The organism is Serratia odorifera, assembly GCF_041448735.1.
In the GTDB taxonomy this organism is placed as follows: domain Bacteria; phylum Pseudomonadota; class Gammaproteobacteria; order Enterobacterales; family Enterobacteriaceae; genus Serratia_F; species Serratia_F odorifera.
Genome location: NZ_JBGMUT010000003.1, coordinates 239,414 through 265,377 on the forward strand (window position 1 = coordinate 239,414; position 25,964 = coordinate 265,377).

At 58.9% G+C, this 25,964-nt stretch carries 22 protein-coding genes; 8 read left to right on the forward strand and 14 right to left on the reverse strand.

Annotated features, from left to right (window positions below; all coding sequences use genetic code 11):
• Positions 1 to 224 precede the first annotated feature (224 nt).
• The 3 genes from parC (at position 225) to ftsP (ending at position 5,032) form a co-directional block, all read left to right on the forward strand.
• Positions 225 to 2,498, forward strand: coding sequence for a DNA topoisomerase IV subunit A (gene parC, locus ACCC84_RS11575; RefSeq protein WP_371901923.1), 2,274 nt, complete (start codon positions 225 to 227; stop codon positions 2,496 to 2,498).
• A gap of 248 nt (positions 2,499 to 2,746) precedes the next feature.
• Positions 2,747 to 3,481: a 1-acylglycerol-3-phosphate O-acyltransferase gene (locus ACCC84_RS11580; protein WP_198773743.1), complete on the forward strand. Its 735-nt coding sequence runs from the start codon at positions 2,747 to 2,749 to the stop codon at positions 3,479 to 3,481.
• A gap of 135 nt (positions 3,482 to 3,616) precedes the next feature.
• On the forward strand, positions 3,617 to 5,032 hold the full coding sequence (ftsP, locus tag ACCC84_RS11585) for a cell division protein FtsP (RefSeq protein ID WP_004958346.1): 1,416 nt from the start codon (positions 3,617 to 3,619) through the stop codon (positions 5,030 to 5,032).
• A 42-nt stretch (positions 5,033 to 5,074) separates the two neighbouring features.
• Here the strand turns inward: ftsP and ACCC84_RS11590 are convergent, their stop codons facing one another.
• On the reverse strand, positions 5,075 to 5,965 hold the full coding sequence (locus ACCC84_RS11590) for a PfkB family carbohydrate kinase (protein WP_233092395.1): 891 nt from the start codon (positions 5,963 to 5,965) through the stop codon (positions 5,075 to 5,077).
• 140 nt (positions 5,966 to 6,105) lie between these two features.
• On the opposite strand from ACCC84_RS11590, the gene ACCC84_RS11595 reads away from it, so the two are divergent.
• A complete protein-coding gene (locus tag ACCC84_RS11595; protein WP_039991709.1) occupies positions 6,106 to 8,271 on the forward strand; it encodes a YgiQ family radical SAM protein in 2,166 nt (721 codons plus the stop codon).
• Positions 8,272 to 8,351: 80 nt separating this feature from the next.
• Here ACCC84_RS11595 and ACCC84_RS11600 read toward each other — a convergent pair whose 3' ends face one another.
• From ACCC84_RS11600 to ACCC84_RS11615, 4 genes are all read right to left on the reverse strand, one after another.
• Positions 8,352 to 8,954: a transglycosylase SLT domain-containing protein gene (locus ACCC84_RS11600; protein ID WP_004958353.1), complete on the reverse strand. Its 603-nt coding sequence runs from the start codon at positions 8,952 to 8,954 to the stop codon at positions 8,352 to 8,354.
• A 144-nt stretch (positions 8,955 to 9,098) separates the two neighbouring features.
• The gene (dkgA, locus tag ACCC84_RS11605) at positions 9,099 to 9,920 is read right to left on the reverse strand and encodes a 2,5-didehydrogluconate reductase DkgA (protein WP_004958354.1); all 822 of its coding nucleotides are present in this window, start codon (positions 9,918 to 9,920) and stop codon (positions 9,099 to 9,101) included.
• A gap of 83 nt (positions 9,921 to 10,003) precedes the next feature.
• Positions 10,004 to 11,167 carry an alcohol dehydrogenase gene (gene yqhD / locus ACCC84_RS11610; protein ID WP_371901924.1) on the reverse strand — a complete coding sequence of 388 codons (1,164 nt, stop codon included), beginning with the start codon at positions 11,165 to 11,167 and terminating at the stop codon, positions 10,004 to 10,006.
• Between the two features lie 3 nt (positions 11,168 to 11,170).
• Positions 11,171 to 11,911 carry an NADPH-dependent oxidoreductase gene (locus ACCC84_RS11615; protein WP_371901925.1) on the reverse strand — a complete coding sequence of 247 codons (741 nt, stop codon included), beginning with the start codon at positions 11,909 to 11,911 and terminating at the stop codon, positions 11,171 to 11,173.
• A gap of 211 nt (positions 11,912 to 12,122) precedes the next feature.
• Between ACCC84_RS11615 and ACCC84_RS11620 the strand changes: the two genes are divergently transcribed.
• Complete coding sequence (locus ACCC84_RS11620; RefSeq protein ID WP_371901926.1) at positions 12,123 to 13,040, forward strand: AraC family transcriptional regulator; 918 nt, start codon at positions 12,123 to 12,125, stop codon at positions 13,038 to 13,040.
• Here the strand turns inward: ACCC84_RS11620 and ACCC84_RS11625 are convergent.
• On the reverse strand, positions 13,027 to 14,052 hold the full coding sequence (locus tag ACCC84_RS11625; RefSeq protein WP_004958363.1) for a zinc-dependent alcohol dehydrogenase family protein: 1,026 nt from the start codon (positions 14,050 to 14,052) through the stop codon (positions 13,027 to 13,029). The genes ACCC84_RS11620 and ACCC84_RS11625 overlap by 14 nt on opposite strands.
• A gap of 104 nt (positions 14,053 to 14,156) precedes the next feature.
• Between ACCC84_RS11625 and ACCC84_RS11630 the strand changes: the two genes are divergently transcribed.
• Positions 14,157 to 15,077, forward strand: a complete 921-nt coding sequence (locus ACCC84_RS11630) for a LysR family transcriptional regulator (RefSeq protein WP_273869192.1) — start codon at positions 14,157 to 14,159, stop codon at positions 15,075 to 15,077.
• Positions 15,078 to 15,095: 18 nt separating this feature from the next.
• Here the strand turns inward: ACCC84_RS11630 and ACCC84_RS11635 are convergent, their stop codons facing one another.
• The 5 genes from ACCC84_RS11635 to ACCC84_RS11655 all read right to left on the reverse strand — a co-directional run bounded on the left by ACCC84_RS11635 (position 15,096) and on the right by ACCC84_RS11655 (position 20,137).
• Positions 15,096 to 15,755 carry a DedA family protein gene (locus tag ACCC84_RS11635; protein ID WP_004958367.1) on the reverse strand — a complete coding sequence of 220 codons (660 nt, stop codon included), beginning with the start codon at positions 15,753 to 15,755 and terminating at the stop codon, positions 15,096 to 15,098.
• Between the two features lie 256 nt (positions 15,756 to 16,011).
• Entirely contained in the window at positions 16,012 to 17,202 is a 1,191-nt protein-coding gene (metC, locus tag ACCC84_RS11640) for a cystathionine beta-lyase (protein WP_004958370.1), read from the reverse strand.
• Positions 17,203 to 17,296: 94 nt separating this feature from the next.
• Positions 17,297 to 18,586: a TRAP transporter large permease gene (locus ACCC84_RS11645; RefSeq protein WP_004958372.1), complete on the reverse strand. Its 1,290-nt coding sequence runs from the start codon at positions 18,584 to 18,586 to the stop codon at positions 17,297 to 17,299.
• A 12-nt stretch (positions 18,587 to 18,598) separates the two neighbouring features.
• Positions 18,599 to 19,105, reverse strand: a complete 507-nt coding sequence (locus ACCC84_RS11650; RefSeq protein ID WP_198773748.1) for a TRAP transporter small permease — start codon at positions 19,103 to 19,105, stop codon at positions 18,599 to 18,601.
• 54 nt (positions 19,106 to 19,159) lie between these two features.
• Complete coding sequence (locus ACCC84_RS11655; RefSeq protein WP_039992538.1) at positions 19,160 to 20,137, reverse strand: TRAP transporter substrate-binding protein; 978 nt, start codon at positions 20,135 to 20,137, stop codon at positions 19,160 to 19,162.
• Between the two features lie 453 nt (positions 20,138 to 20,590).
• On the opposite strand from ACCC84_RS11655, the gene exbB reads away from it, so the two are divergent.
• Positions 20,591 to 21,565: a tol-pal system-associated acyl-CoA thioesterase gene (gene exbB / locus ACCC84_RS11660; RefSeq protein WP_081445067.1), complete on the forward strand. Its 975-nt coding sequence runs from the start codon at positions 20,591 to 20,593 to the stop codon at positions 21,563 to 21,565.
• 3 nt (positions 21,566 to 21,568) lie between these two features.
• Positions 21,569 to 21,991 (forward strand): TonB system transport protein ExbD, encoded by a 423-nt coding sequence (gene exbD, locus ACCC84_RS11665; RefSeq protein ID WP_004958384.1) that lies wholly within the window; start codon positions 21,569 to 21,571, stop codon positions 21,989 to 21,991.
• 82 nt (positions 21,992 to 22,073) lie between these two features.
• Here exbD and ACCC84_RS11670 read toward each other — a convergent pair whose 3' ends face one another.
• From ACCC84_RS11670 to ACCC84_RS11680, 3 genes are read right to left on the reverse strand one after another with little or no spacing between them, the layout of a single operon-like run.
• The gene (locus tag ACCC84_RS11670; RefSeq protein ID WP_088499796.1) at positions 22,074 to 23,117 is read right to left on the reverse strand and encodes a LacI family DNA-binding transcriptional regulator; all 1,044 of its coding nucleotides are present in this window, start codon (positions 23,115 to 23,117) and stop codon (positions 22,074 to 22,076) included.
• 21 nt (positions 23,118 to 23,138) lie between these two features.
• Complete coding sequence (locus ACCC84_RS11675; protein WP_371901927.1) at positions 23,139 to 24,548, reverse strand: sucrose-6-phosphate hydrolase; 1,410 nt, start codon at positions 24,546 to 24,548, stop codon at positions 23,139 to 23,141.
• Positions 24,548 to 25,918, reverse strand: coding sequence for a sucrose-specific PTS transporter subunit IIBC (locus ACCC84_RS11680; RefSeq protein WP_198773749.1), 1,371 nt, complete (start codon positions 25,916 to 25,918; stop codon positions 24,548 to 24,550). Before ACCC84_RS11680 ends, ACCC84_RS11675 begins: the two co-directional genes overlap by 1 nt.
• Positions 25,919 to 25,964 lie beyond the last annotated feature (46 nt).

The following is a 25,964-nucleotide window of genomic DNA, read 5'->3' on the forward strand; positions in this document are numbered from 1 at the left end:
AATGCGTGCTGAGTCACATTACTTTTGCTGATTTAGCAATAATCGAACGGATAACAACCACTCGCCCTGGCGGTATCACCGACAATGCTGTGACAGAATAAGGCCAGATAAGGTACTATCGCCAGCAAGAATCGACAAGCAATCACGGGCACTGCTTTTGTGAACGACAGTCCTTTGCCCCCGAATCAGGGATTGCCAAGCCACGGTCTGAGGATAATTGAGTAATGAGTGATCTGACTCATGACGGTGTTGAGCGTTTACCGCTGCACACATTCACTGAAAACGCCTATCTGAACTATTCCATGTACGTCATCATGGATCGGGCGCTACCGTATATTGGCGACGGCCTCAAGCCGGTACAGCGCCGCATCATTTACGCCATGTCCGAACTGGGGCTGAACAACAGCGCCAAGTTCAAGAAGTCCGCCCGTACCGTGGGTGACGTACTGGGTAAATATCATCCGCACGGCGACAGCGCCTGTTATGAAGCGATGGTGCTGATGGCGCAGCCATTCTCCTACCGTTACCCGCTAGTGGACGGCCAGGGCAACTGGGGGGCACCGGACGATCCGAAGTCGTTCGCCGCGATGCGTTATACCGAGTCGCGCCTGTCGAAGTACGCCGAAGTGCTGTTGGCCGAACTGGGACAAGGTACGGTGGACTGGGTGCCGAACTTTGACGGCACCCTGCAAGAGCCCAAAATGCTGCCGGCGCGTCTGCCGAACATCCTGCTGAACGGGACCACCGGCATTGCCGTGGGTATGGCCACCGATATTCCGCCGCACAACGTGCGGGAAGTTGCCGCCGCCGCCGTCGCGCTGATCGACAAGCCGGGCGCATCGCTTGATGAGCTACTGGAGTTCGTGCAGGGCCCTGATTTTCCAACCGAAGCGGAAATCATTACGCCACGCGACGAAATTCGCAAAATCTACCAGAATGGTCGCGGTTCGGTACGCATGCGCGCGGTCTGGAAGAAAGAAGACGGCAGTGCGGTGATCACCGCCTTGCCGCACCAGGTCTCTGGCGCCAAAGTGCTGGAGCAGATTGCCAGCCAGATGCGCGCCAAGAAGCTGCCGATGGTCGAAGACCTGCGCGATGAGTCGGATCATGAAAACCCGACCCGCCTGGTCATTGTACCGCGCTCAAACCGGGTGGATCTCGAGCAGGTGATGAACCACCTGTTTGCCACCACCGATCTGGAGCGCAGCTATCGTGTCAACATGAACATGATCGGCCTGGACAACCGTCCGTCGGTGAAAGGGCTGGTGGAAATCATCACCGAGTGGCTGGCGTTCCGCCGCGACACGGTGCGCCGCCGCCTCAACTACCGTCTGGAAAAAGTGCTGAAGCGTCTGCACATTCTGGAAGGTTTGCTGATTGCGTTCCTCAATATCGATGAAGTAATCCACATCATCCGCAGCGAGGACGAGCCGAAGCCGGTGTTGATGCAGCGCTTTGGCATCAGCGAAACCCAGGCGGAAGCGATCCTCGAGCTGAAACTGCGCCACCTGGCGAAGCTGGAAGAGATGAAGATCCGCGGTGAACAGGACGAACTGGCCAAGGAGCGTGACCAGTTGCAGGCGCTGCTGGCGTCCGAGCGCAAGCTGAACACCCTGATCAAGAAAGAAATTCAGGCCGACTCGCTGGCATATGGCGATGAACGTCGTTCACCGCTGACCGAACGTGCCGAAGCCAAGGCAATGAGCGAGCACGATTTCGTGCCGTCTGAACCGGTGACCATCGTACTGTCGGAAATGGGCTGGGTACGCAGCGCCAAAGGCCACGATATCGATCCGAGTGGCCTGAGCTACAAGGCCGGCGATACCTTCCGCGCCGCCGCGCGCGGCAAGACCAATCAGCCGGTGGTGTTTATCGATTCCACCGGGCGCAGTTACGCGCTCGATCCGTTGACGCTACCGTCGGCACGCGGGCAGGGCGAGCCGCTGACCGGCAAGCTGACGCCGCCGCCGGGTGCCACCATCGAACAGGTGATTATGGCAGCCGACGATCAGAAACTGCTGATGGCGTCCGATGCCGGCTACGGCTTCGTGTGCACCTTCAACGATCTGGTGGCGCGCAACCGTGCCGGCAAGGTGATGATTACCTTGCCGGAAAACGCCAAGGCGCTGCCGCCGATGGAGATCCACGGCGACGACGACATGCTGCTGTCGATCACCAAGGCCGGCCGCATGTTGATGTTCCCGGTAGCGGACTTGCCGCAGCTATCGAAGGGCAAGGGCAACAAAATCGTCTCGATCCCGTCGGCGCAAGCCGCATCCGGTGAAGACATGCTGTCCTGGCTGTTCGTGCTGCCGCCGCAAACCTCGCTGACGCTGCACGTCGGCAAGCGGAAACTGACGCTGCGGCCGGAAGATTTGCAGAAGTTCCGTGCCGAACGTGGCCGCAAGGGAACGCTGTTGCCACGGGGTCTCCAGCGCATCGACCGCGTTGAGCTGGATCTGCCGCAACGGGCGTCAACCGGCGATAGCGAAGAGTAAGTACCGGGCGCAGCATGGCGATGTTGCGCCGGTTACTCCAGGTCGGCGATGGCTGTTTTCAAATAGTTAACATTTCCCCGCATAAATTTATTGTGCGGATTGTCTGCTGGCAGGAAAATAGCAAAAAATAGTGAGATACCTGACAGGCTTCGCGCTGTATCCCGGTGGCAACGCCAATGCAGCCCAAGCATGGCGGGTCGCTGTTTTGCGAAAGGAATGCGCGTCAGCAGTGTGCTAATGAGGTTGTTATGTTATTAATTTTGCGTGCCGTTTTCGTCACTCTATTCTGTATTCTGGTGTGCATCTTCGGTTCGATTTACTGTCTGTTCAGCCCGCGTAACCCTCGTCATGTGGCGACGTTTGGCCATCTGTTCGGCCGTCTGTCGACGATATTCGGCCTAAAGGTCGAAGTGCGTCGGCCCGCCGGGGCGGACGACTACGGCAACTGCATTTACATTGCCAACCATCAAAACAATTACGATATGGTCACCGCGTCCAATGCCGTGCAGCCGCGAACCGTTACCGTCGGTAAAAAAAGCCTGGCGTGGATCCCGTTTTTTGGCCCACTGTATTGGCTGACCGGCAATCTGCTGATAGATCGGGATAACCGCGCCAAAGCGCACGGCACCATTTCGCAGGTGGTCGAACAGATCGGCAAACGTAATATCTCCATCTGGATGTTCCCGGAAGGTACCCGCAGCCGTGGTCGCGGCCTGATGCCGTTTAAAACCGGCGCCTTTCATGCGGCGATTACCGCCGGCGTGCCGGTGGTGCCGATCTGCGTATCCAATACCAGTAATAAAATCAATCTGAACCGTTGGAACAACGGTCATGTGATTGTCGAAATGCTGGAACCGATCGACACCTCGAAATACGGTAAAGAAAACGTGCGTGAGCTGGCGACCCATTGCCGCGAGCTGATGCAGGTGAAAATCGCGCAGCTGGATGAAGAAGTCGCCCAGCGCGAAGCGGCCGGAAAATAATATTGCCAACGGCAGCAAACGATATTTTTTTAAACGGCAACCTCTGCCGTTAACGCCGGGTTACCTGCTACGCTTAAGCGCATGGTCGGGCCCGGTTTTTGCACACGGTTTAGCTTTTGTTTTCATGGAGAAAATATGTCACTCAGTCGACGTCAGTTTATTCAGGCATCGGGCTTGGCGCTGTGCGCGGGAGCGGTGCCGCTGAGGGCTGAGGCGAGCGGAACGCAGACTCCGTTACCGATCCCCCCGCTGTTGGAATCGCGTCGTGGCCAACCGCTGTTCTTAACCCTGCAACGCGCCCACTGGGCATTTATGGCGAACAACAAAGCCGCAGTGTGGGGCGTCAACGGCATGTACCTGGGGCCGACGGTGCGCGTCTATAGCGGTGATGACGTCAAACTGATTTACAGCAACCGGCTGACGGAACCGGTGTCGATGACCGTCAGCGGCCTGCAGGTTCCCGGAACCCTGATGGGCGGCGCGGCGCGCATGATGTCACCCGGGGTCGACTGGTCGCCAGTGCTGCCGATTCGTCAGGCGGCGGCTACCTGCTGGTATCACGCCAATACGCCGAATCGCATGGCGCCGCACGTCTATAACGGCCTGGCCGGGCTGTGGCTGATCGAAGACGACATCAGCAAGACATTGCCGTTGCCGAACCATTACGGCGTAGATGACTTCCCAGTGATCGTTCAAGACAAGCGGCTGGACAACTTCGGCACGCCGGAATACAACCCGCCGTCGCAGGGGGGCTTCGTTGGCGATACCTTGCTGGTTAACGGCGTGCAGAACCCGTATGTGGAAGTGTCGCGCGGCTGGGTGCGCCTGCGGTTGCTCAATGCCTCCAACTCACGCCGCTATGTGCTGCAACTGAGCGATGGCCGCCCGCTGAACGTGATTGCCAGCGATCAGGGTTTCCTGCCGGCGCCGGTAGCGGTGCAGCAGCTTTCCCTGGCGCCGGGCGAACGACGCGAAGTGCTGATTGACATGTCGAAAGGCGAGGAGGTCACGATCAATGCCGGCGAAGCGGCGGGCATTATGGATCGTCTCCGTGGTCTGTTTGAGCCTTCCAGCCTGTTGGTCTCGACTCAGGTGCTGACGCTGAAGCCCACCGGCCTGTTGCCGTTGGTCACCGACAACCTGCCGATGCGCCTGCTGGCGGATCAACTGCTGGACGGCAGCGTCAGCCGGTCACGCGAATTCCGTCTGGGCGACAGCGTGGCGGGCATCAATGGTGCCATCTGGGATATGAACCGCATCGATGTGCAAACCCTGCAGGGCAGTTGGGAGCGCTGGACCGTGCATGCCGACTCGCCGCAGGCGTTCCATATCGAAGGCGTGCAGTTCCTGGTGAAGCGGGTTAACGGTGCGCAGCCAATGGCCGAAGATCGCGGTTGGAAAGATACCGTCTGGGTCGACGGCGACGTAGAGCTGCTGGTCTATTTCACCCAGCCGTCATCGGAACACTTCCCATTCCTGTATCACAGCCAGACGCTGGAAATGGCCGATCGCGGTAGCGCCGGCCAGTTTGTAGTACAGCCGTCGCTCTAGTCGTTCGGCAAGATTGGCGCAGTCTCGCGGCGGCTTTACCCGTCAGACAACCGCTGGCGGGTACGGCAGCGTGCCCGCGGCCACGCGGTTGGCCAGTTCAACCGCCTGCGGCAGCGTCCAACCGGCGGAAAGGCCGGCCAGCAGACCTGCACAGTGAGCGTCGACGTTGTCGAGCGCCTCGGCTCCGCTGGCCGCATCCAGTGCGCAATGCTGCGGCGCGCTTTTTCCGCTACAGATCCAGACACCCTCCTCGGCCAATCGGCAAATCAGGCTGATGTTATGCGCAGCCGCGTAGCGCTGCGCGACTTCAACCGCGTTGCCTGCGCCGCACAGCAATGCGGTTTCCTGCCGGTCAAGCGACAGCAGGGTGTGGCTGTCGCTGAGCATGGCAAAAAAGTCTTCGCCGAGCTGCTCCAGTTGTGGTCCGGGTGCCAGCAGTCGCCATTGATCGTACGGCAGACGGGTCAGCCACTCACGCAGCACCTCGCCCGACTCGCCCGTCAGCGGATCGCCATTCAGGTAGACCAGCGTTTCCGGCGTCAATGGCAGCGTGGCCAACTGCGCCTTGTTCCATTGCGTTTCACATCCGGCGACGGTAATGACGCTGTGTTCACCGTTTTCCCCCGTCAGGGTCAGACGCCAACCGTTATCCATTTGTCCGTGGTGCAGCAGCACCGGTAAGTTGAGGGTATTCATTGCCGTTGCAATGGCCGCAGCCCACGGCCCGTTACCGACCGGCATGCCATTGATGACCGGCACATCGAGCTGGCGTAATAGACCTGCGACCCGAAAGGCGCTGCCGCCAACCTGCTGTTGTTGCGCCGTGGCGGCCTGTGGTTGGGCGCTGCGCGGCAGTTGTGGCAACCTCAGTTCCGCCTCTGCTATCGCGCCGCCCAGTACCAGTACCGGCGATAGCGGATTAAATTCAGTCATTTGGTTCTCCCGCTGCCTCAGCGATATCTCTATGTCGGCGAGCACACTAAAATACTTTGTTGGAAATAACCATGCTCTTTTGGCGGGGAGTGCGTATAATCGCCGCCCGGCGATTAATTAACCTGCAAAAGAGCACTCGAATGAGCACCACCAGCCTGATCCAACCGGATCGCGAACTGTTTTCCTACAAGCCTTATTGGGCCGAATGTTATGGCACTGCGCCATTTTTACCGATGTCGCGTGAAGAGATGGACCAATTGGGCTGGGACAGCTGTGATGTGATTATTATCAGCGGTGATGCCTATGTCGATCATCCCAGCTTCGGCATGGCGATTATCGGCCGCATGCTGGAGGCGCAGGGGTTCCGCGTGGGCATCATCGCCCAGCCGGACTGGAGCAACAAAGACGACTTCATGCGTTTGGGCAAACCGAACCTGTTTTTCGGCATCACCGCCGGCAATATGGATTCGATGATCAACCGCTATACCGCCGACCGCAAGCTGCGCCACGACGATGCCTATACTCCGGGTAACGTCGGCGGCAAACGTCCCGATCGTGCGACGCTGGTGTATACCCAGCGCTGCAAGGAAGCCTATAAAGACGTGCCGATCGTGCTCGGTGGCATCGAAGCCAGCCTGCGCCGCATCTCCCATTACGACTACTGGTCCGATACCGTACGCCGTTCAATCCTGGTGGATTCCAAGGCCGATATGCTGATCTACGGCAATGGCGAGCGTCCGCTGGTGGAAGTGGCGCACCGTCTGGCCGCCGGCGAGAAAATTGCCGACATCCACGACATCCGCAATACCGCGGTGATGCGCAAAGGCCCGTTGCCAGGCTGGAGCGGAGTGGATTCCACCCGTCTGGACAAGCCGGGGCGCATTGAACCGATCCCGAACCCGTATGGTGAAGACCTGCCGTGCGCCGACGGTAGCAAGCCAGAACCGGAAGCCAAACCGGTCACCGTGCGTGCCGCCAAGCCAAAACCGTGGGAAAAAACCTACGTACTGCTGCCATCGTTTGAGAAAGTGAAGGCAGACAAAGTACTGTACGCCCATACCTCGCGCATTTTGCATCATGAAACCAATCCGGGCTGTGCCCGTGCGCTGATGCAAAAGCACGGCGATCGCTACGTATGGCTTAACCCGCCGGCGATCCCGCTGACCACGCCGGAAATGGACAGCGTCTTCGCGCTGCCTTATCAACGCGTGCCGCACCCGTCCTACGGCGAGGCGCGTATTCCGGCCTATGACATGATCCGTTTCTCGGTCAACATCATGCGCGGCTGCTACGGCGGCTGTTCGTTCTGTTCGATCACCGAACATGAAGGGCGCATCATCCAGAGCCGTTCCGAAGATTCGATCATTCGTGAAATTGAAGAAATTCGCGACAAGGTGCCGGGCTTTACCGGCGTGATTTCCGATCTCGGTGGTCCGACCGCCAACATGTACATGTTGCGCTGTACCAACCCGCGCGCCGAGCAGACCTGCCGCCGCGCCTCGTGCGTGTATCCGGAAATCTGCACCTATATGGATACCAACCACGAGCCGACTATCAAGCTGTATCGCCGCGCGCGCGAACTGGAAGGGGTGAAGAAGATCCTGATCGCTTCCGGTGTGCGTTACGATCTGGCGGTAGAAGATCCGCGTTATATCAAGGAACTGGCCACCCACCACGTCGGCGGCTATCTGAAGATTGCGCCGGAACATACCGAAACCGGGCCGCTGTCGAAGATGATGAAGCCGGGGATGGGCAGTTACGATCGTTTCAAGCAGCTGTTCGATCACTATTCGAAGCAGGCCGGAAAAGAACAGTACCTGATCCCGTACTTTATCTCCTCGCACCCGGGAACGCGCGACGAGGATATGGTCAATCTGGCGCTGTGGCTGAAGAAGAACCGCTTCCGTCTCGATCAGGTGCAGAACTTCTACCCGTCGCCGATGGCCAATTCCACTACCATGTACTACAGCGGCAAAAACCCGCTGAGCAAAGTGGGTTACAAAACCGAAGACGTATTTATCCCGCGCGGCGATCGTCAGCGCCGCCTGCATAAGGCGTTGCTGCGTTATCACGATCCGGCCAACTGGGCGCTGATTCGTGGCGCGCTGGAAGAGATGGGCATGAAGCATTTGATCGGCAGCCGCCGCGAATGCCTGGTACCGGCACCGAGCATTGATGAGCAACGCGAGGCCAAACGCCTGCAGCGCCACACTCGCCCGGCGTTGACCAAACACACGGATATCCAGCGCCAGCGCACGCCAACCAACAAGCCGCCACGCAAGCCGATCCGTAACGGCAAGCCGTAATCGCCACGCCTTGGCGTAAAATGGACATACCGATCTCCAGCGGGCGCGGCTAATCACCGTGCCCGCTGTGTTTATCGGGCTTACAGCTGACTATATGCCGCTTCTACCTTGTTCAGGTAGCGTGGCGCCTGTGCCGACGGGTGATGCTGGCTTACATGCCAACGGAAGGCTTCCGGCGACAGATTGTTGATCATGCGCACCGCCTGTTTGCGGTTGCTGGAGAAGGTGCGCAGCAGCGCCCCTGCGCCGTTGACGTAGGCGACCTCGGTGGCATAACGCAGCGTTACCGGGTCATCGATTCCCTTGAGTTGACGTTGCAGCGACGCCAGATAGGCAGCGCCCAGATCGATATTGGTCTCTGGATCGAGCAGGTCGTCGTCGTCCGGACAGCCGCTTTTCCCTTTGAAACGATAGGCATCGCAACCGGCGGTGGAGGCCTTGAGCTGCATCAGCCCAACCGCATTGGAGCGGCTGACGGCTTGCGGGTTAAAGCCCGATTCTACCTGGATCATCGCAGTAATCAGTTTGGCGTCAACGTCATAATCGTCAGCGGCATCTTCGATGGCATCGTCAAACGCGTGCCGGTCGTAGCTGACGCGCTGCGGTTTGCTGGAACAGCCGGCCAGTATCAACATGGCCAGGGTAATGCCCAGATGTGAACGGGAGGAGATAGAGAAGTTCATGGTGCTCCGTGCTGTAATGAATGTTCGCGCAGTGCGGGAAACCGCAGCAGTATCGCGCCATCATAACGTCAGCAGAGGCAAATATCTTGCGCAAAAAGGCAGGATCCCGCCCGCTCCCGGCTGGAAGAAGGGCGGGGCCGGCAGTTACAGCGTTTCCGGATTCGGCCCCAGACGGTGACCGGTGTCCAGCTTGGCGATTTGACTCAATTCGTCTTTATCCAGTTTAAAATCAAACACCTCGAAGTTCTCGCGAATGCGTCTTGGCGTAACGGATTTCGGAATGACGATCAAACCGCAGTCCAGATGCCAGCGTATGACAATCTGCGCCGGGGTCTTTTGGTATTTTTCCGCCAGCTTTTTAATCACCGGCTGGTCAAACACGCCCTTGCCGCCCTGCGCCAATGGGCTCCAGGATTCAGTGGCGATTTTATGGGTGGCATTCCAGGCGTGCAATTGACGCTGTTGCAGCAACGGATGCAGTTCGATTTGGTTAATCACCGGCATAACGCCGGTTTCGTCCTGCAGGCGTTGCAGATACGCAACGTGGAAATTGCACACGCCGATGCTCTTCGCCAGCCCCTGCTCACGCAGTGCGATCAGGTCGCGCCAGGCATCGACGTATTGATCCTGTGACGGCCGGGGCCAGTGGATCAGATACAGATCGACGTAGTCCAATTTCAGCTTTTTCAGGCTGGTTTCCAGCGCCGCCTGCGGATTGCCCTGATCGTCGTTCCACAGTTTGGTGGTGATGAACAGGTCGCTGCGGGCTATCGAGGCTGACTGCAGCGCATTGCCGACGCCTTCCTCGTTTTTATAGATTGCAGCGGTATCAATGGAGCGATAACCCACTTGCAGGGCTTCAGCCACGGCGTTGGTTGTCTCTTCAATGCTCGCCTGCCAAACGCCGAGACCCAACTGCGGCATCAGATTACCATCGTGGAGTTTGATGATGGGTTGCGTTGTCATGCGTTTCTCCTTTTGACCTGATTGCCGGCTCCGATCGTCAAGAGCCGGGAATTAAAGCCTAGCAGGAAATCACCAGGTTGTGATTAACGTGCCGCCTGGTAGATGCGCTCGCTGACCGCCAGCGTGATGTCCTGATGTTCACCCAGGGCAGTCATGCCGTGCTGTTGCAGCTTATCGAGCAGCGCCGGGATGCTGCTACCGTCAAGCTGATAGTCCGCCATACGGGTCGGCACGCCCATTTTTTCGAAGAATTCGCGGGTGGCGGCGATTGCCGCATCGATACGCTGTTCTTCAGAACCGTCGCGCAGGCCCCAGACGCGCTCGGCGTATTGCAGCAGTTTTTCGCGTTTTTGCGCTTTCTTTTCCACCAATAGCGCGGGCAACACGATCGCCAGCGTTTGAGCATGGTCGAGGCCGTGCATGGCGGTCAGCTCATGGCCCAGCATATGGGTGGCCCAATCCTGCGGCACGCCGGCGCCAATCAGACCGTTCAATGCCATGGTGGCGCTCCACATCACGTTGGCGCGTACCGCGTAGTTTTCTGGCTCGGCCAGCGCACGCGAGCCGTCTTCCAGCAGCGTTAACAGCAGACCTTCGGCAAAGCGATCCTGAACCTTGGCGTCCACCGGATAGGTCAGGTACTGCTCAATGGTATGTACGAAGGCGTCGACCACGCCGTTGGCGATCTGGCGTGCTGGCAGCGAATAGGTCACCACCGGATCGAGCACCGCGAACAGCGGTTGTACCAGCGGTGAGAAAAAGTGCTGCTTGTCGCCGCTGCTTTTACGGGTGATCACCGCGCCGCTGTTGGACTCGGAACCGGTCGCCGGCAGGGTGAGCACGCAGCCCATTGGCACCGCCTGGGTGATTTCGCTGCCGACGGTTTGCAGAATGTGCCACGGGTCGCGGTCGGCGCTATAGTCAGCCGCGGCGGCAATGAATTTGGTGCCGTCAACCACCGAACCGCCGCCGACCGCCAGCAGAAAATCGATGTTTTCTGCGCGCACGATATCTACCGCTTTCATCAGCGTTTCGTAAGTCGGGTTGGGCTCAATGCCGGAAAATTCCTGCACGTTGCGGCCGGCCAGTGCGGCATAGACCTGATCCAGCACGCCGTTTTTCTTCACGCTGCCGCCACCGTAGGTGATCAGGATGCGCGCATCGGCCGGGATCTGCTGGCCCAGTTCGGCAATTTGATCTTTACCGAACAGAATTTTAGTCGGGGTATGAAGAATAAAGTTTTGCATAGGTTATTTGTCCAGTTTGAAGCCTTGTTGCCGAATGGCGGGAAGCACATTCGGGAAATAAATATGTTGGTAATAGCTGGCGGTATTGTTGCCCCAGTCATCGCCGTCGCTGCGGCCGATCTGCTGCCAGTGCTGTACCAGCGTCTGGTTGTAGGCCTTGATGGCATCCGGCAGCGTTTCACGTTGATAGCGCTCTTCGTGACGGAAGCTGGCCAGCGGCAGGCGGGGTTTCTGCGCGGCCGGCTGGTCGACGTAGCCGATGGCCACGCCGGCGACAGGAAACGTCAGCTCCGGTAACTGCAGAAAATCGATCATCGCCTGCGGATCGCGGCGGATACCGCCGATCGGCACAATACCCAGGCCGTGCGAACGTGCGGCGGTCATCAGCGCGCCGAGGGCGATGCCGACGTCGGTGCTGCCGGAAATCAGGCTCTCAATGCTTTGATGCGCCAGCTGTTGTTTGCCGCTTATTGCCATGCCAAGACGGGTTTTGTGCATATCCAGCACCACGGTGATGAACACCGGCGCCTTGGCGATCCACGCCTGGCCGCCGGCCATCTCGGCGATGCGCGCACGCTGTTCGGCGTTGCGTGTAACGATCAGTGAAACCTGTTGCGAGTTCACCGAGGTCGGCGCCAGATGCGCGGCGGCGATAATGCTGTCGAGCACCTCATCGGCGATCGGCGTATCGAGATAGCTGCGTTCGCTGCGATGCGAGGTTAGCAATTCTAGAGTCGGGTTCATGGCACTCCTGCGCGGTTGGCGACGCCTTGCCTAAAAGCCCAAACGGCGGCAGCGGGCGTCAAAGTCATGGAGCGTATTGTCAGTAACCTGGGGCAACATCACAATGCACATTCCTGTTTGGTTCTTGCCTATTTCTACGAAAGACTATAGAAATGGATAGGTTTATATTATTATTTATGCCGGATTGTTCTGGCTGTAAGAGGGTGTTTCCGTGACCGAAATTAATGAACTGCGCAGCCGCATGGCGCGACAGGCCGCGCGTTTTGCCAACGGCAATGGCTATACGCCCTCGCCGGTGCCGCGAGTAAAAATTCTGTATGTCGACCAACACAGCCCGCGCCAGCCGGTAATGTATGAACCGGGCATCGTGATCATCTTTCAAGGACACAAGGTCGGTTATTGCGGCAGCAAGGTGTTCCAGTACGATCCGCGCAACTATCTGCTGATGACGGTGCCGCTGCCGTTTGAATGCGAAACCTTTGCCAGCCCGCAACAGCCGCTGGTGGGGATGGCCGTCAATATTGATACCCAGATGCTGCAGGATCTGCTGATCGACATCGGCGACGATGATTACCTGATGAAGCCGTATGCCGACAGCAACGGCGTCAACTGCGCGCAGTTGGGCGACGAGATGCTGTGCGCCACCGAGCGTTTGCTGGACGTGATGGAACGCCCACTTGATGCGCGGGTTTTGGGGCCGCAGATCGTGCGCGAAATCCTGTATTACGTGCTGCGTGGCAGCTGTGGCGCGTCGTTGCAGGAACTGGTCAACCGGCATACCCACTTCAGCCAGATCGCCAGAGCGTTACGGCGGATTGAAAACCAGTATGCGGAAAGCCTGAACGTTGAGGCGCTGGCCAGCGAAGTCAACATGAGCGTGTCGGCGTTTCATCATAATTTCAAGGCGGTGACCAATACCTCGCCGTTGCAGTACGTCAAATCATACCGCTTGCACAAGGCGCGGCTGCTGATGGTGCACGACGGACTCAAGGCCAGCACCGCCGCGATTCGCGTCGGTTATGAGAGCGCGTCGCAATTCAGCCGTGAATTCAAACGTTTCTTCGGCGTAACGCCGAGCGATGAGCTCGCCCGGCTGCGTGGCACCGGCGCTGCGTTTATGGAAGGGTAAGCACGATTTTACCGAAGGCGCCGCGATCGAGGTGATCCAGCGCGTCAGGCAAACGATCGAAACGGTAGCGCTGTTCGATCACCGGTTGCAGGCCACTGGCATCCACCGCGCGCACCAAATCCTCCAGCGCGCGGCGGTGACCGACGCCGATGCCTTGTACCGTCGGCGATTTCAGCAGCAGCAAACCGGCCGAGCCGGCAAGCTCGAACCCTTCCAGTGCGCCGATGACCGAAATGCGGCCGTGTACCGCCACTGCGCGCAGAGAGTTGGCCAGGTTGCTGCCGCCGACGGTGTCGATGACGTGATCGACGCCGCGATCCTGCGTCATCTGATACAGCGTTTCCACCCAGTCGCCCTGCAGGCGGTTGATGCCGTAATCGGCGCCCAGCGCTTTGGCCTGATTCAGCTTCTGCTCGCTGGCGGAGGTCAGGTAAACCTGCGCACCATGCGCTTTGGCAATTTGCAGCGCGAACAGCGCCACGCCGCCGGTGCCTTGCACCAGTACCGTTTGCCCGGCGCGTAACTGGCCGCGTTCGATCAGCGCAAACCAGGCGGTGAGCCCGGCCACCGGTAGCGTACTGGCCTGGGCATCGTCCAGCGTATGCGGTGCGGCGCTGAGCCAGTCTTCATCTACTACGATATATTCCGCCAGTACGCCCTGATAAAACCCGCCCAAGGTGTTATAGGGTGGAGTTCGGGCATTGCCGCGCGGTTGGCCGTCCAGCCAGCCGGGGGCAAAGTTCGAAATGACCCGATCGCCGAGGCGAAAGCGGCTGGCTTCGGCGCCCACGGCGTCAATCTCGCCGGCCATATCCGACCCCGGAGTGAACGGCAGCGGCATCTTCACCGGCATCTGGCCTTCAATCACCATTTTGTCGCGGTAATTCAGCGCGATGGCCTTTACCCTGACCCGCACCTGATGCGGTGCTGGCTGCGGAATATCGCCGTAACCCAATTGCAGATTCTCTCGCCCGACGGCGTTCATGGTCCAACGTTGCATGGTGTTCGCCATGGTTTTCTCCCAGTGATTAAACAGACCGGGCCATGTTATCGTTGATTCTATTTCGCTAGTGGCGATAATATTTCTTTTTATTGTTTCCTTTTTGGCTACAAATTATGAGCGATCGGTTGAATGGCATCTCGGTGTTTGTCACCGCCGTGGAGGCCGGCAATTTTGCGCTGGCGGCCAGCCGGCTGCATCTGTCACGTTCGGCGGTGGGCAAAACCATCGCCCGGCTGGAGCAGCGGCTTGGCGTACGGCTGTTTCATCGCACCACCCGCAGCCAAAATCTGACCGATGACGGTGCGTTGTTCTATGAACGTTGCCTGCGCGCGCTGGAGGAGATCCGCACGGCGGAAACGCTGCTGGAAAGTGGCAAACGGCAGGTGAGCGGGCGGCTGAGAGTATCGATGCCGGTACTGTTTGGTCGCCTGTGTATTGCGCCGATCCTGACCGAACTGGCCCGTGAACACCCACAGCTGGAACTGGAGCTGTCGTTTAACGACCGACTGGTGGACATGATCGAGGATGGTTTTGATCTGGTGGTGCGCAACGGCGCGTTGCCGGACAGCGCACGGCTGGTGGCCCGGCGTCTGGGCAATCACCACATGGCGTTTTGCGCCTCGCCGGCCTATCTGGCGCGTTGTGGCGAACCGACCACGCTGGACGCGCTGGCGCAGCACGATGCGGTGGCCTATCTGCGATCCGGCACGATACGCAACTGGGAAGTGCCGCTGGAACAGGGTGAAACCCGGCTGATTGCGCCCCGGGCGCGGCTGGTGATGGACGATCTGCAAGCGCTGGCGGATGCGACGATGGCGGGGTTTGGCATCGGCTGGTTACCGTGCTGGCTGGTGCGCGATCAATTGCTCAGCGGTGAACTGGTACGGGTGTTGCAGCAGTATCCGGGTGCCGAATTCAACGCGCATGCCCTGTGGCCGCACACGCCGCATCTGCCGTTAAAGGTCCGTCTGGCCGTGGATGCGCTGGCGAACAAACTGCCCGCCAGCATGGCGTTGATTGAGGCGCAGCTGTAAAGACGGCGTTATCCGCGCTCAGGAGGCGCTGCGCTTTTTACGCCAGATCACCAGCATCGCGCCGAGCAGGCCAATCACCAGCAGCACGATCGGCAGGATCATCAACCCGGCCATCACCTGATCTTCGTAGCGTTTTACCAGCGGGATTTGGCTGAACGCATAGCCGAGGCTGACCACGGCACCGACCCAAATCACCGCGCTCAGCCAGTTGAAGAACTGGAAACGGCTATTGCTGAGACCGGAGATGCCGGCGATGGTGGGCAGCAAAGTGCGCACAAACGCCAGAAATCGGCCGATCAGCAGCGCCATCAGGCCATGGCGGTTAAACAGCATATGCGCCCGCTGGTGGTACTGCACAGGCAGTTGCAACAGCCAGCTTTTCACCAGACCGGTATGGCCGAGCCAGCGGCCCTGCAGGTAGCTGAGCCAACAGCCGAGGCTGGCGGCCAGCGTCAGCAGAAGCAGGGTCGGCACGAAGGCCATGACGCCCTTGGCAATCAGGGCACCTGCCAGCAGCAGCAGGCTGTCGCCGGGCAGGAAGGAGGCGGGGAGTAAACCATTTTCCAAAAACAGTGTGGTGAAAAGCACTGCGTAAACCACCCAGATCACGCCGGGATCGGCCAAGGCCGTAAAGTCCTGTTGCCAAAGCGCGTGAACAATCTCTCTCAATACATCCATTCTATGTCCTGTTGCGCCGGTGCGGGGTAAAGCGAATAGCGATATGCCCAGAATCAACGGAGGTGCGGGAAGGCGGCGGCCGAGCGACCCGGGGGCGCTTACTCCGCCAGGCGGCAAGTAAGGCGGCCAACACGCTAACAGCTTCACGTAAGGTGGCTATAGTGTACCCCTAATGGTTTCACAGCACATTAAACCAGAGGTAGAAATGTGTGCCAAAAGGCGCTTTTAGCGATGCGTTATGGCCGTTACTCAGCAATCAACTGGCGATACGCGCAAAACCGGCAGCCAGATCGTCGATCAGATCCTGTACGTTTTCCAGACCGATATGCACCCGTACCAGCGTACCGACAAAATCAACGCCGCCCGCCGGGCGAATAGCGTCCAGTTCTTCGGGCTGATTGGCCAGGATCAGCGACTCAAAGCCGCCCCAGGAATAGGCCATGGTGAAATGGCGGAAGTTGTCGAGATAATCGGTCAACTGTTGTTCGCTTAGCCGCTGCGTCAACACAAAGGAAAACAGGCCGTTACAGCCGTTGAAATCACGTTGGTAAAATGCATGGCCCTTGCAGCTCGGCAGCGCCGGGTGATTTACCCTCGCCACTTCCGGGCGTTCGGCCAGCCATTGCGCCACCGCAATACTATTTTGTTCATGCTGTTTTAGCCGCACCGCCAGGGTGCGCAAGCCGCGGCTGGCCATATAGGCGGTATCGGCATCGACCATCTGGCCCATCAAATAGGAATACTCGCGCAGTTGATCCCAACAGCGGGCGTTGGCAACGGCGGTGCCGAGCATATAGTCGGAATGGCCGATGATGTATTTGGTGCCGGCCTGAATGGAGATATCGATGTCGAACTCCAGCGCCTTGAACAGAACCCCTGCCGCCCAGGTGTTGTCGATCATGATGACAATCTCCGGGTTGACGGCGCGAATGGCCTTGACCATGGCAGGAATATCCTGCACCTCCATGGTGATGGAGCCGGGAGACTCCAGAAACACCACTTTGGTATTGGGCTGGATCAGCTCGGCAATGCCGGCGCCGATCAGCGGATCGAAGTAGCCGGTGGCGACATTCATGCGGCCGAGAATATGGGTGCAGAAGTCCTGCGTCGGTTCATACACCGAGCCGGTCACCAGCACGTGGTCGCCGGCGCTGACGAACGACAGGATAGCGTTGGACACCGCCGCTGCACCGCACGGGTAGAGCACGCAGCCCGCGCCGCCTTCCAGTTCGGTCATCGCGTCCTGCAGTGCAAAGTGGGTCAGGGTACCGCGCCGGCCATAAAACAGTTCGCCATGCGCCCGCTGGGCGGTAGCTTGCCGTTTTGCCGCCACGGAATCGAACACCAGTGAAGACGCACGCTGCGTGACCGGGTTAACCGCTCCCTGGGTATAGCGTTTACTGCGGCCAACGCCGATCAACGCGGTTTCAAGATGTTTGGACGTCATGCAGGCTCACCCTATTGCTGTTCACTGGCAGAATGTTTGCTACGTTAACATGACGTCGCTTAGCCATCCAGACGTTTTTACATCTATATCTTGCTCAGCCCATCAAACCAAACAGATGCGGCAGCCACAGTGAGATGGCGGGGATATAGGTTACCAACAGCAGCACCATAAACAGCACGCAGTAGAATGGCATCATGGCCTTCACTACCGCTTCTATCTTCTGCTTGCTCACTGCGCTGGCAACGAACAACACCGACCCTACCGGCGGCGTGATCAGGCCGATGCCCAGATTGACCATCATGATCATGCCGAAGTGTACCGGATCGATGCCCAGCGCATTGGTCACCGGCAACAGCACCGGCGTCAGGATCAGAATCAGCGGCGCCATGTCCATCAGCGTGCCGAGCACCAGCAGCATCACGTTGATGCACATCAGGATCACGTACTTGTTTTGCGAGATGGCGGTAAAGAACTCGGTAATGCGCATCGGCAGCTGCATGTAGGTCATCACCGCGCCAAAGCAGGCGGCAAAGCCGATCAGAATCATCACGATGGTGACGGTTTTGATGGTGCGATACATCAGGTTGGGCAGCTCCGACCATTTGTAGTCGCGGTAGATGAACATGGTGACGAAGAACGACCACAGACAGGCAATGGCGGCGGACTCGGTGGCGGTGAACACGCCGGACATGATGCCGCCCATGATGATCACCACCGTCATCAGACCCCACAGCGTGTCGAGGCAGATTTTCAGCGCCTCGCGAAACGGGATCGCCTCACCTTTCGGGTAGCCGCGCTTATGGGCAAAGCCGACGCACATTACCATCAGCGATGTGCACAGCAACAGTCCCGGCAGAATGCCGGCGACAAACAGCGCGGCGATCGATACCGTACCGCCGGCCGCCAGCGAATAAATCACGGCGTTGTGACTGGGCGGGATCAAGATGGCCTGGACCGAACCGCTGGCGGTGACCGAGGCGGCGTAGTCGCGCGGATAGCCCTTTTTCTCCATTTCCGGCACCATCACCGAGCCGATCGACGCGGTATCCGCCACCGACGAGCCGGAAATGGCGCCAAAAAAGGTAGAGGCGACTATGTTTACCAACGACAGGCCACCGCGCACGAAGCCGACAAAGATATAGGCGAAGCTCACCAGCCGCCGTGCGATGCCACCTTCCGCCATGATGGCACCGGCAAGAATAAAGAACGGGATCGCCAGCAGCGAAAACTTGTTCACGCCGTTGGTCATCTGGATCATCAGCGCCTCCAGCGGCAGATCGATCCATAACGCGCCGGCGATGGCGCTCAAGCCGACGGCGTAGGCCACCGGCACCCCGACCGCCAACAGCACGGCGAGGGAACAAAGCAGAATAAATGCGTCCACGGGCGAGCTCCGTCAGGTATTGCCGAGCAGGACCACCGGGCGGTGGTGCTGCGAGCCAAATAGCAGCCGTTCAATCACGAACAGCAAGGTAACGGCTGAACCGATCGGCAGCGGCAGATAGGCCTGGCCGGCGGTCAGCAGCGGAAACTCGGCGACCGGCTGCAGCCATAGCTGACTGCACAGCGCGTAGCCGTAATAGATGATGAACAGGCAAATCACCACCATCAGCAGATCCGCCAGCCGGGCGCACAGACTCTGTAACGCCGGTGACAGACGGTCGATCAGCATATTGACGGCGATGTGCGATCCGGCGCGGTAACTGACCGCCGCGCCGATAAAGGTAAAGGTCACCATACACAGAATGGCGATCGGTTCTGGCCAGGCGGCACCTTCGTTCAGTACGTAGCGGCTGAAGATGCCGATTGGGATCACCGTCACCATCGCCAACAGGGCAATGCCGGCGATCCACATTGAAACGCGGTACAGCACATCCATTGCCTGGTGATAAGCGTGCGCCATGAGATACCTCCGCCGGAACAGGGAAGGGCGCGGTTAACCGCGCCCGCAATTGCGTTATTGCACCGCGTTGATGCGGTCGATCAGATCCTGGTGCGACTTGCCGTATTGGTCGCGCACCGGCTGTGTGGCCTTGTAGTAATAGTCGCGGTCGATGTCATGGAACTGCACGCCGCCGGCTTTCATCTTCTCCAGCGCTTGCTGGTTATACGCCGCCCACAGGGTACGCTGCTCGTCCTGCGCTTCCTTGGCCAGTTTGAGGATCAGCTTCTGGTCATCCGGCGTCAGTTTGTCCCATTTGGTTTTTGAATAGAGGAACAGCTCGGGAATGATGAAATGGCCGCTGAGGGTGTAGTTTTTCGCCACCGGCATATAGTTATGGGCAATAAAGGTCGGCGGGTTGTTTTCCGCACCGTCGATTACCCCGGTCTGCATACCGCTGAAGACTTCGCTGACGCCCATGCTGACGGCGTTGGCGCCCATCGCCTTCAGGGTTGCCAGCGCAATCGGACTGCCCTGCACGCGGATTTTCATCCCTTTCAGATCTTCCGGTTTCACCACCGGCTGCTTGGTAATCAGGTTGCGGGTGCCTGAATCCATCCAGCCAAGGAACACCAGACGGGAAGCGGGGTTGTTGGTGATCTTGTCGCCGATCTCTTTGCCGATTTCGCCGTCCAGCACCTTGTGCAGATGATCTTCGTTGCGGAAAATATACGGTAAGGTAAAGACATCGATTTCCGGCAGGATCGCCGCCACCGGTGCCATCGAGACGCGGATCAGGTCAATGGCGCCGATTTGCGCCTGTTCGATCATCTGCTTTTCGTCGCCCAGCATGCCACCGGGAAAGGTTTTCATCTCCAGACGGCCGTCGGTTGCCGCCTTCAGCTTTTCGCCCATGTGCTGCACGGCGACCACGTTGGGGTAACCTTCCGGGTGAACATCGGCGGCTTTGATTTGCTGTGCCAGCGCGCTCTGGCTGCACAACAGCGCGCTCAGGGCAAGGCACAGACCTGATAAGGCGTGAGGCAATTTCATCTGATAATCTCCCGAGTGTTGGGCGGTGACAATAACCGTTTGTTTTTTAATCATCCCGATGGCAAAGCGATTGCGGAGGGGGGCGGGTTGCGCCAGTGCATCGCATTTCCATGACAAAAGATAAACACAGTTGAAACCTATTTGCTACATAAGTGAAAAGCTGTTTTAAAAATCCTTGATCGCCGTCACTGTGCATTTTCCCTGCATGCGGCTTTTCGTGATGTGGTTAAAAAAAACGCGCAAGGGGTGACGGAATTGTTGGGTTTTATTCGTATGAATGTTAAACAGCGCCGCCACTTGCCGCTGCAGCTGGCGCGGGTTACGGCTTTTTTGGTCCGTGGGTGCGTTATTGAGTAAATAATAATGATAACTACTATCAATCCGCGATTGGTTTGATATGATCGCACGCTGAATTCTCGTTTAATTTTGATCGGTAATGGTTGGAGGCGCAGCGTGAAAACGGCTGGCAAGACTATGAATCAAGCATCCCGCGGCGCAGGCCGGGGATATTGGGGCGTCGCGTTCGGGCGCGGTGTGGTAGCGTCGATGTTGCTGGTGGTCGGTTTGGCCGGCAGCGCACAGGCAGCGCCGGCGACTAATCCTGCCGTTGCCGACAGCGTCTCTACCGCCGCGGCCCCTGCGCCAGCGTCAGCGCCGGATAACGTGACCCCGGTCAACCCGGCACCGACCGTGCAGCCGCCGGAAACGCGTGGCATGGACCTTTCCGTCTGGGGCATGTATCAGCATGCGGACGTAGTGGTGAAGACGGTCATGATCGGCCTGGTGTTGGCGTCGATTATCACCTGGACCATTCTGTTCGCCAAAGGTAGCGAACTGACGCGTGCCAAACGCCGTCTGCGTCGCGAACATCAGGCGCTGTCTGAAGCGCGTTCGTTGGACGAAGCAACGGAAATGGCGCAGAGCTTCCAGAACGACAGCATCAGTGCCACGCTGCTGAATGATGCACAGAACGAACTGGAACTGTCGGCTGAATCCAACGACAACAACGGCATCAAAGAGCGCGCCGGCTTCCGTTTTGAGCGCCGGGTGGCGGCGTATGGCCGCCAACTGGGCAAGGGCAACGGTTTCCTGGCGACCATTGGCGCCATTTCACCGTTCGTTGGTCTGTTCGGCACCGTATGGGGCATCATGAACAGCTTTATCGGCATTGCCCACTCGCAAACCACCAATCTGGCAGTGGTCGCGCCGGGCATCGCGGAAGCGCTGCTGGCAACCGCACTGGGCCTGGTCGCCGCCATTCCGGCGGTGGTGATTTACAATATTTTTGCTCGCGTGATCGGCGGTCATCGTGCGCAGGTGGGCGACGTCGCGGCACAGGTACTGCTACTGCTGAGCCGCGATCTGGATCTGGCAGCCACGGCAGAAGCCAAGCGCTCGCAACACGCACATCAGCTGCGGGTGGGGTGAGTTATGGCGATGCGCTTAAACGATGATGTAGACGACAGCGGCGAACTGCATGAAATCAACGTGACGCCGTTTATCGACGTCATGCTGGTGCTGTTGATCATCTTTATGGTGGCAGCGCCGCTGGCAACGGTAGATATTCGCGTCGATCTGCCGGCGTCGACCGCCAAGCCGCAGCCGCGGCCGGAAAAACCGGTGTTCCTGTCGGTGAAGGCGGACAAGCAACTTTACGTCGGCGAGCAGCCGGTCACCGCAGAACAGTTGACCACGGTGCTCGATCAACGTACCCAGGCCAACAAGGAAACCACCATCTTCTTCCAGGCAGATAAAAGCGTGGACTACGCCACTTTGATGAGCGTGATGGATACGCTGCGCAATGCCGGTTATCTGAAGGTGGGACTGGTCGGTATGGAAGGCGGCGCGAAGTAACTTCGCCGGTTTCAACCAGGGTCGGACAGGCAACTGTCCGGCCCTTTTTTATTACGGGGTCGCCGTGAGCCTACGGCGGTTATCAGCGCCCGGCCAGCTGCGCCAGCGAGCCGGCGTGGCGCCAGTGGATGCTACCCGGCAGAAACAGCGTGCTCTGCGCTAGCGGGCGTTCGTCAATCAGCTGGGTCACCATTTCAAAACTGTGCTGTGCCAGGCCGCGACAGTCTTGCGCCACGGTGTCGATTTTTAACGTCATGCAGTCAAACAGATAATGATCGTCAAAGCTGCACAGGTGGATATCGCTGTCGATCAATTGGTGCTGTGTCAGGTAACGCAATACCCCTTCCAGCAACCCACAGGCGGCGGTAAACAACGCTTTCGGCGGACGGCCCAGATGGGCGCACAGACCGGCGAACATCTCGTAACCGGAACTGGGGTGATAGGTGCCGTGGATAATCCATTCCGGCTGGTCGACAATACCGGCGCGTTCCAGCCCCAGTTGGAAGCCGGCCAGGCGATCGCGGGTAGGAGAAATGCGCGGCTGGCCGCCAAGAAAATAAAACTCGTCCGGGTGCTGACGCGCGACGGTTTCCACCAGTTGCGCGGTGGAGGCAACAGAATCGGTGATCACCAGCGGCAGGGTGGAGCCGTTGATCAGCCGGTCCATTTGCACCACGGGCAAACTGGCGTTGATCTTCTGGTATTCGGCATCGTTCAACTGACTGGAGGCAACGATCAGCCCGTCGACCTGACGTTGGACCAGGCTGTTGACTGCCATCATTTCCTGCGCGGGGTTTTCGTCCGAACAGGCGATCAGCAACTGCAAACCGGCTTCGCGACACAGGGTTTCCAGCTCGCGCGCGATCACCGCAAAACCGTAGTTGGTCATTTCCGGCACCACCAATCCCAGGGTATGGCTGCGATGGGAGCGCAGCGAGCGGGCGTGAATGCTTGGCTGATAGTGCAGTTCGCTCGCCAGCGCCAGAATACGGTCGCGGGTTTCATCGGACACGCGGTATTCCTTGCTGCGTCCGTTGAGTACCAGGCTGGCGGTCGACTTCGACACACCGGCCTGAGCGGCGATATCAGTGATGGTTACGCGTTTATTTTTTTTCACTAACGGCATCTATGGTTTTGACAGAATGCCTCATTCTATCATGACGGCATTCAGCGGCCAGTGTTGCAGCGCCAACGGCGCATCACCACTCAAAAATAGCCGTGGTGAGCGGCAGGGGAAGTAACGCGAACTCATCACCGCCTCACCCTGATTGATAAAGATTTCAACGCTGGAACGGTCGAACAGCAGTTGCAACTGTTGCAGCTCGCCGCGCCAGTAGCGCTGCTCCGGCTCGCCGCTGCGCAGGTTATGGCGGCTCAGGCAAAGCCGCTCGCCGTCCCAGCTCAGTTGCATGCCGTCGCCGAAGCGGGCGCTGAACGGGCCGTGCGGCCGCAGCAGCAGTTCGGCGCTGTCGATCTCCAGTTGCGGTGCTTCGGCCGCCGGCCCCTGCCAACGGGTGGCGGCGCCGCGCAGCTGTTGCAGTTCGCGCGCCGGTTGCTGGTACAGTCTGCCGGCGTGCAGCGTCAGTTCGCGCAGACAGGTCATGGTATGCAGCCAGCCGTAGCGTACCGTCGGCTGGTAGGATTCGTCCTGCTCCGGAACCCCCATCCAGGCGACCAGCAGGCGTCGGCCGTCTTCTGCCAGCGTGGTCTGTGGCGCATAGAATTCAAAGCCGGCGTCCAGCTCGTGGAACTCGCCGTGGCTGAAGCGTGCGGTGGCATAATCCAGCTCGCCGCACAGATAGCCGGCCTGATAAACGTTGAGATAGCGTTCCGGCTCTGCCGCCAGACCCTGTGGACAGCAAATCAGCAGCTCGCGGTCTGCCAGGCGGAACAGATCCGGGCATTCCCACATGTAGCCGAAATCGCCGATGCCGTTCAACCGTGAGCCGGCGATTTCACCCTGCAATTGCCAACTGCGTAAATCATCGGAGCGCAGCAGCAGCACCTTGCCCTGGTCGTGCAGATCGCGCGCACCGAGCACCATGTACCACTGCTGATGATGGCGCCATACCTTCGGATCGCGCACGTGGCCGCTGTAGCCGGCGGGTAGCGGCAGCACCGGGCCAAGCTTGTCGTATTCCCCTGACGCATTTTCCTGCGCCAGGCACTGATAGGCGGTGCGCGAGCCGTCGGTGAATTTCACGTTGCCGGTATACACCAGCGTGATCTTGTCATTTTCCACCACCGCGGAGCCCGAGTAACAACCGTGGCTGTCAAAATCGTCACCGGGCAACAGCGCCACCGGCTGATGGTGCCAGTGGAGCAGATCGTCGGACTGCCAGTGTCCCCAGCACTTGCGACCGTGGTCGCAGGCCAGCGGGTTCCACTGATAAAACAGATGGTAACGGCCGTTGTGCTGGATAAAGCCGTTGGGATCGTTGAGCAACCCGACGCTGGGCGCCAGATGCCAGCATGGGCGATGGGGATCGTCGGCCGCCCGCAGCTGGCCGTTCATCAGCGCCAGCGCGGTTTGCTTTATCAAACTCAGTGCATCCATTATTCAGCGTCCGTTTTGTACTTCAGCAACAGCGAAAGCAGGAACGCGCTGCCAAAGGCAATCACCAGGCCAATAACATAGCTTAACAGCGAACTGGCTTGCACAATGGCCATGCCGGGGATGGCGGTGAGACCGACGGCGTTCATGCCGACGTGGTTGGCCACCACCCAGGCGCCGCCGAGCGCGCCGCCGACCAGCGCGGCGAGGAACGGCTTGACGAAGCGCAGATTGATGCCGAACAGCGCCGCTTCGGTGATGCCCAGCATGGCGGAAAAACCGGAAGGCACGGCGATGGCCTTGATTTTGGCGTCGCGGGTTTTGAAGTATACCGCCAGGCAGGCGCCGCCCTGAGCAATATTGGCCATCGACCAGATCGGCAACAGGAAGTTGACGCCAATGTTCGGGTTACCCAGCAGGCCGGCCTCAATCGCATGGAAACTGTGGTGAATGCCGGTAATGACAATCACCGAATACAGGCCACCAAACAGCAAGCCGGCCAGCCAGCCGGCGTGGGTAATCAGCGTGCTGAGCAGCAGCGAAATGCCATCGCCGAGCACTCGGCCGGCCGGACCGATAAACAGCATGGCGACAAAACCGGAAATGATCACCGTCAGGAAGGGGGTCAGGATCAGATCCAGCGAGTTCGGGATCACCTTGCGCAGCTGTTTTTCCAGCATGCTCATAAACCACACTGCCAGCAGCACCGGGAAGACCGTGCCCTGGTAGCCAATCATGGCGATTTCCATGCCAAAGAAATCCATGGTGTGGAAACCGCTGGCGACGCCCCAGGCGTTGGTTAGCGCCGGGTGGGTGAGAATGCCGCCGAGCGTCGCGCCGAGATAGGGATTACCGCCGAACTCGCGGGCGGCAGTAAAGCCAATCAGTATCGGCAGGATGATAAACGCCGCCGAGCTGAACATGTCGAGCATCACGAACAACGCGCTGCTGGCATCGACCCAGCCATAGGTTTTCACCATGCCCAGCAGTCCCATCAGCAGGCCGGAGGCGACAATGGCCGGGATGATCGGCACAAAGATGTTCGACAGCAGCCGTGCGATACGTTGCAGCGGGTTGAGCTTTTTCGCGGCGATATCCGCAGCTTCGGACTTGCTGGATTCGCTGATGCCTGCGGCCTTGATAAACTCGGCATGCACCTTGTTCACCAGTCCGGTACCGAATATCACCTGAATTTGCCCGGCATTGCTGAAACAGCCTTTCACCCCCTCAAGCTTGCCGATGGCGGCCTTGTCCACCTTACTGTCGTCCAGCAGTACCAGTCGCAGACGGGTGGCACAGTGCGCCGCGCTGGCGATGTTTTCCTTACCCCCGAGCAGCGGTAACAGCGCCTGAGCGGTTGCGGTAATATCCATGTTTTCTCCCTGTTAAATCACAATGCCGCCGGGGTTAACCCTGGCG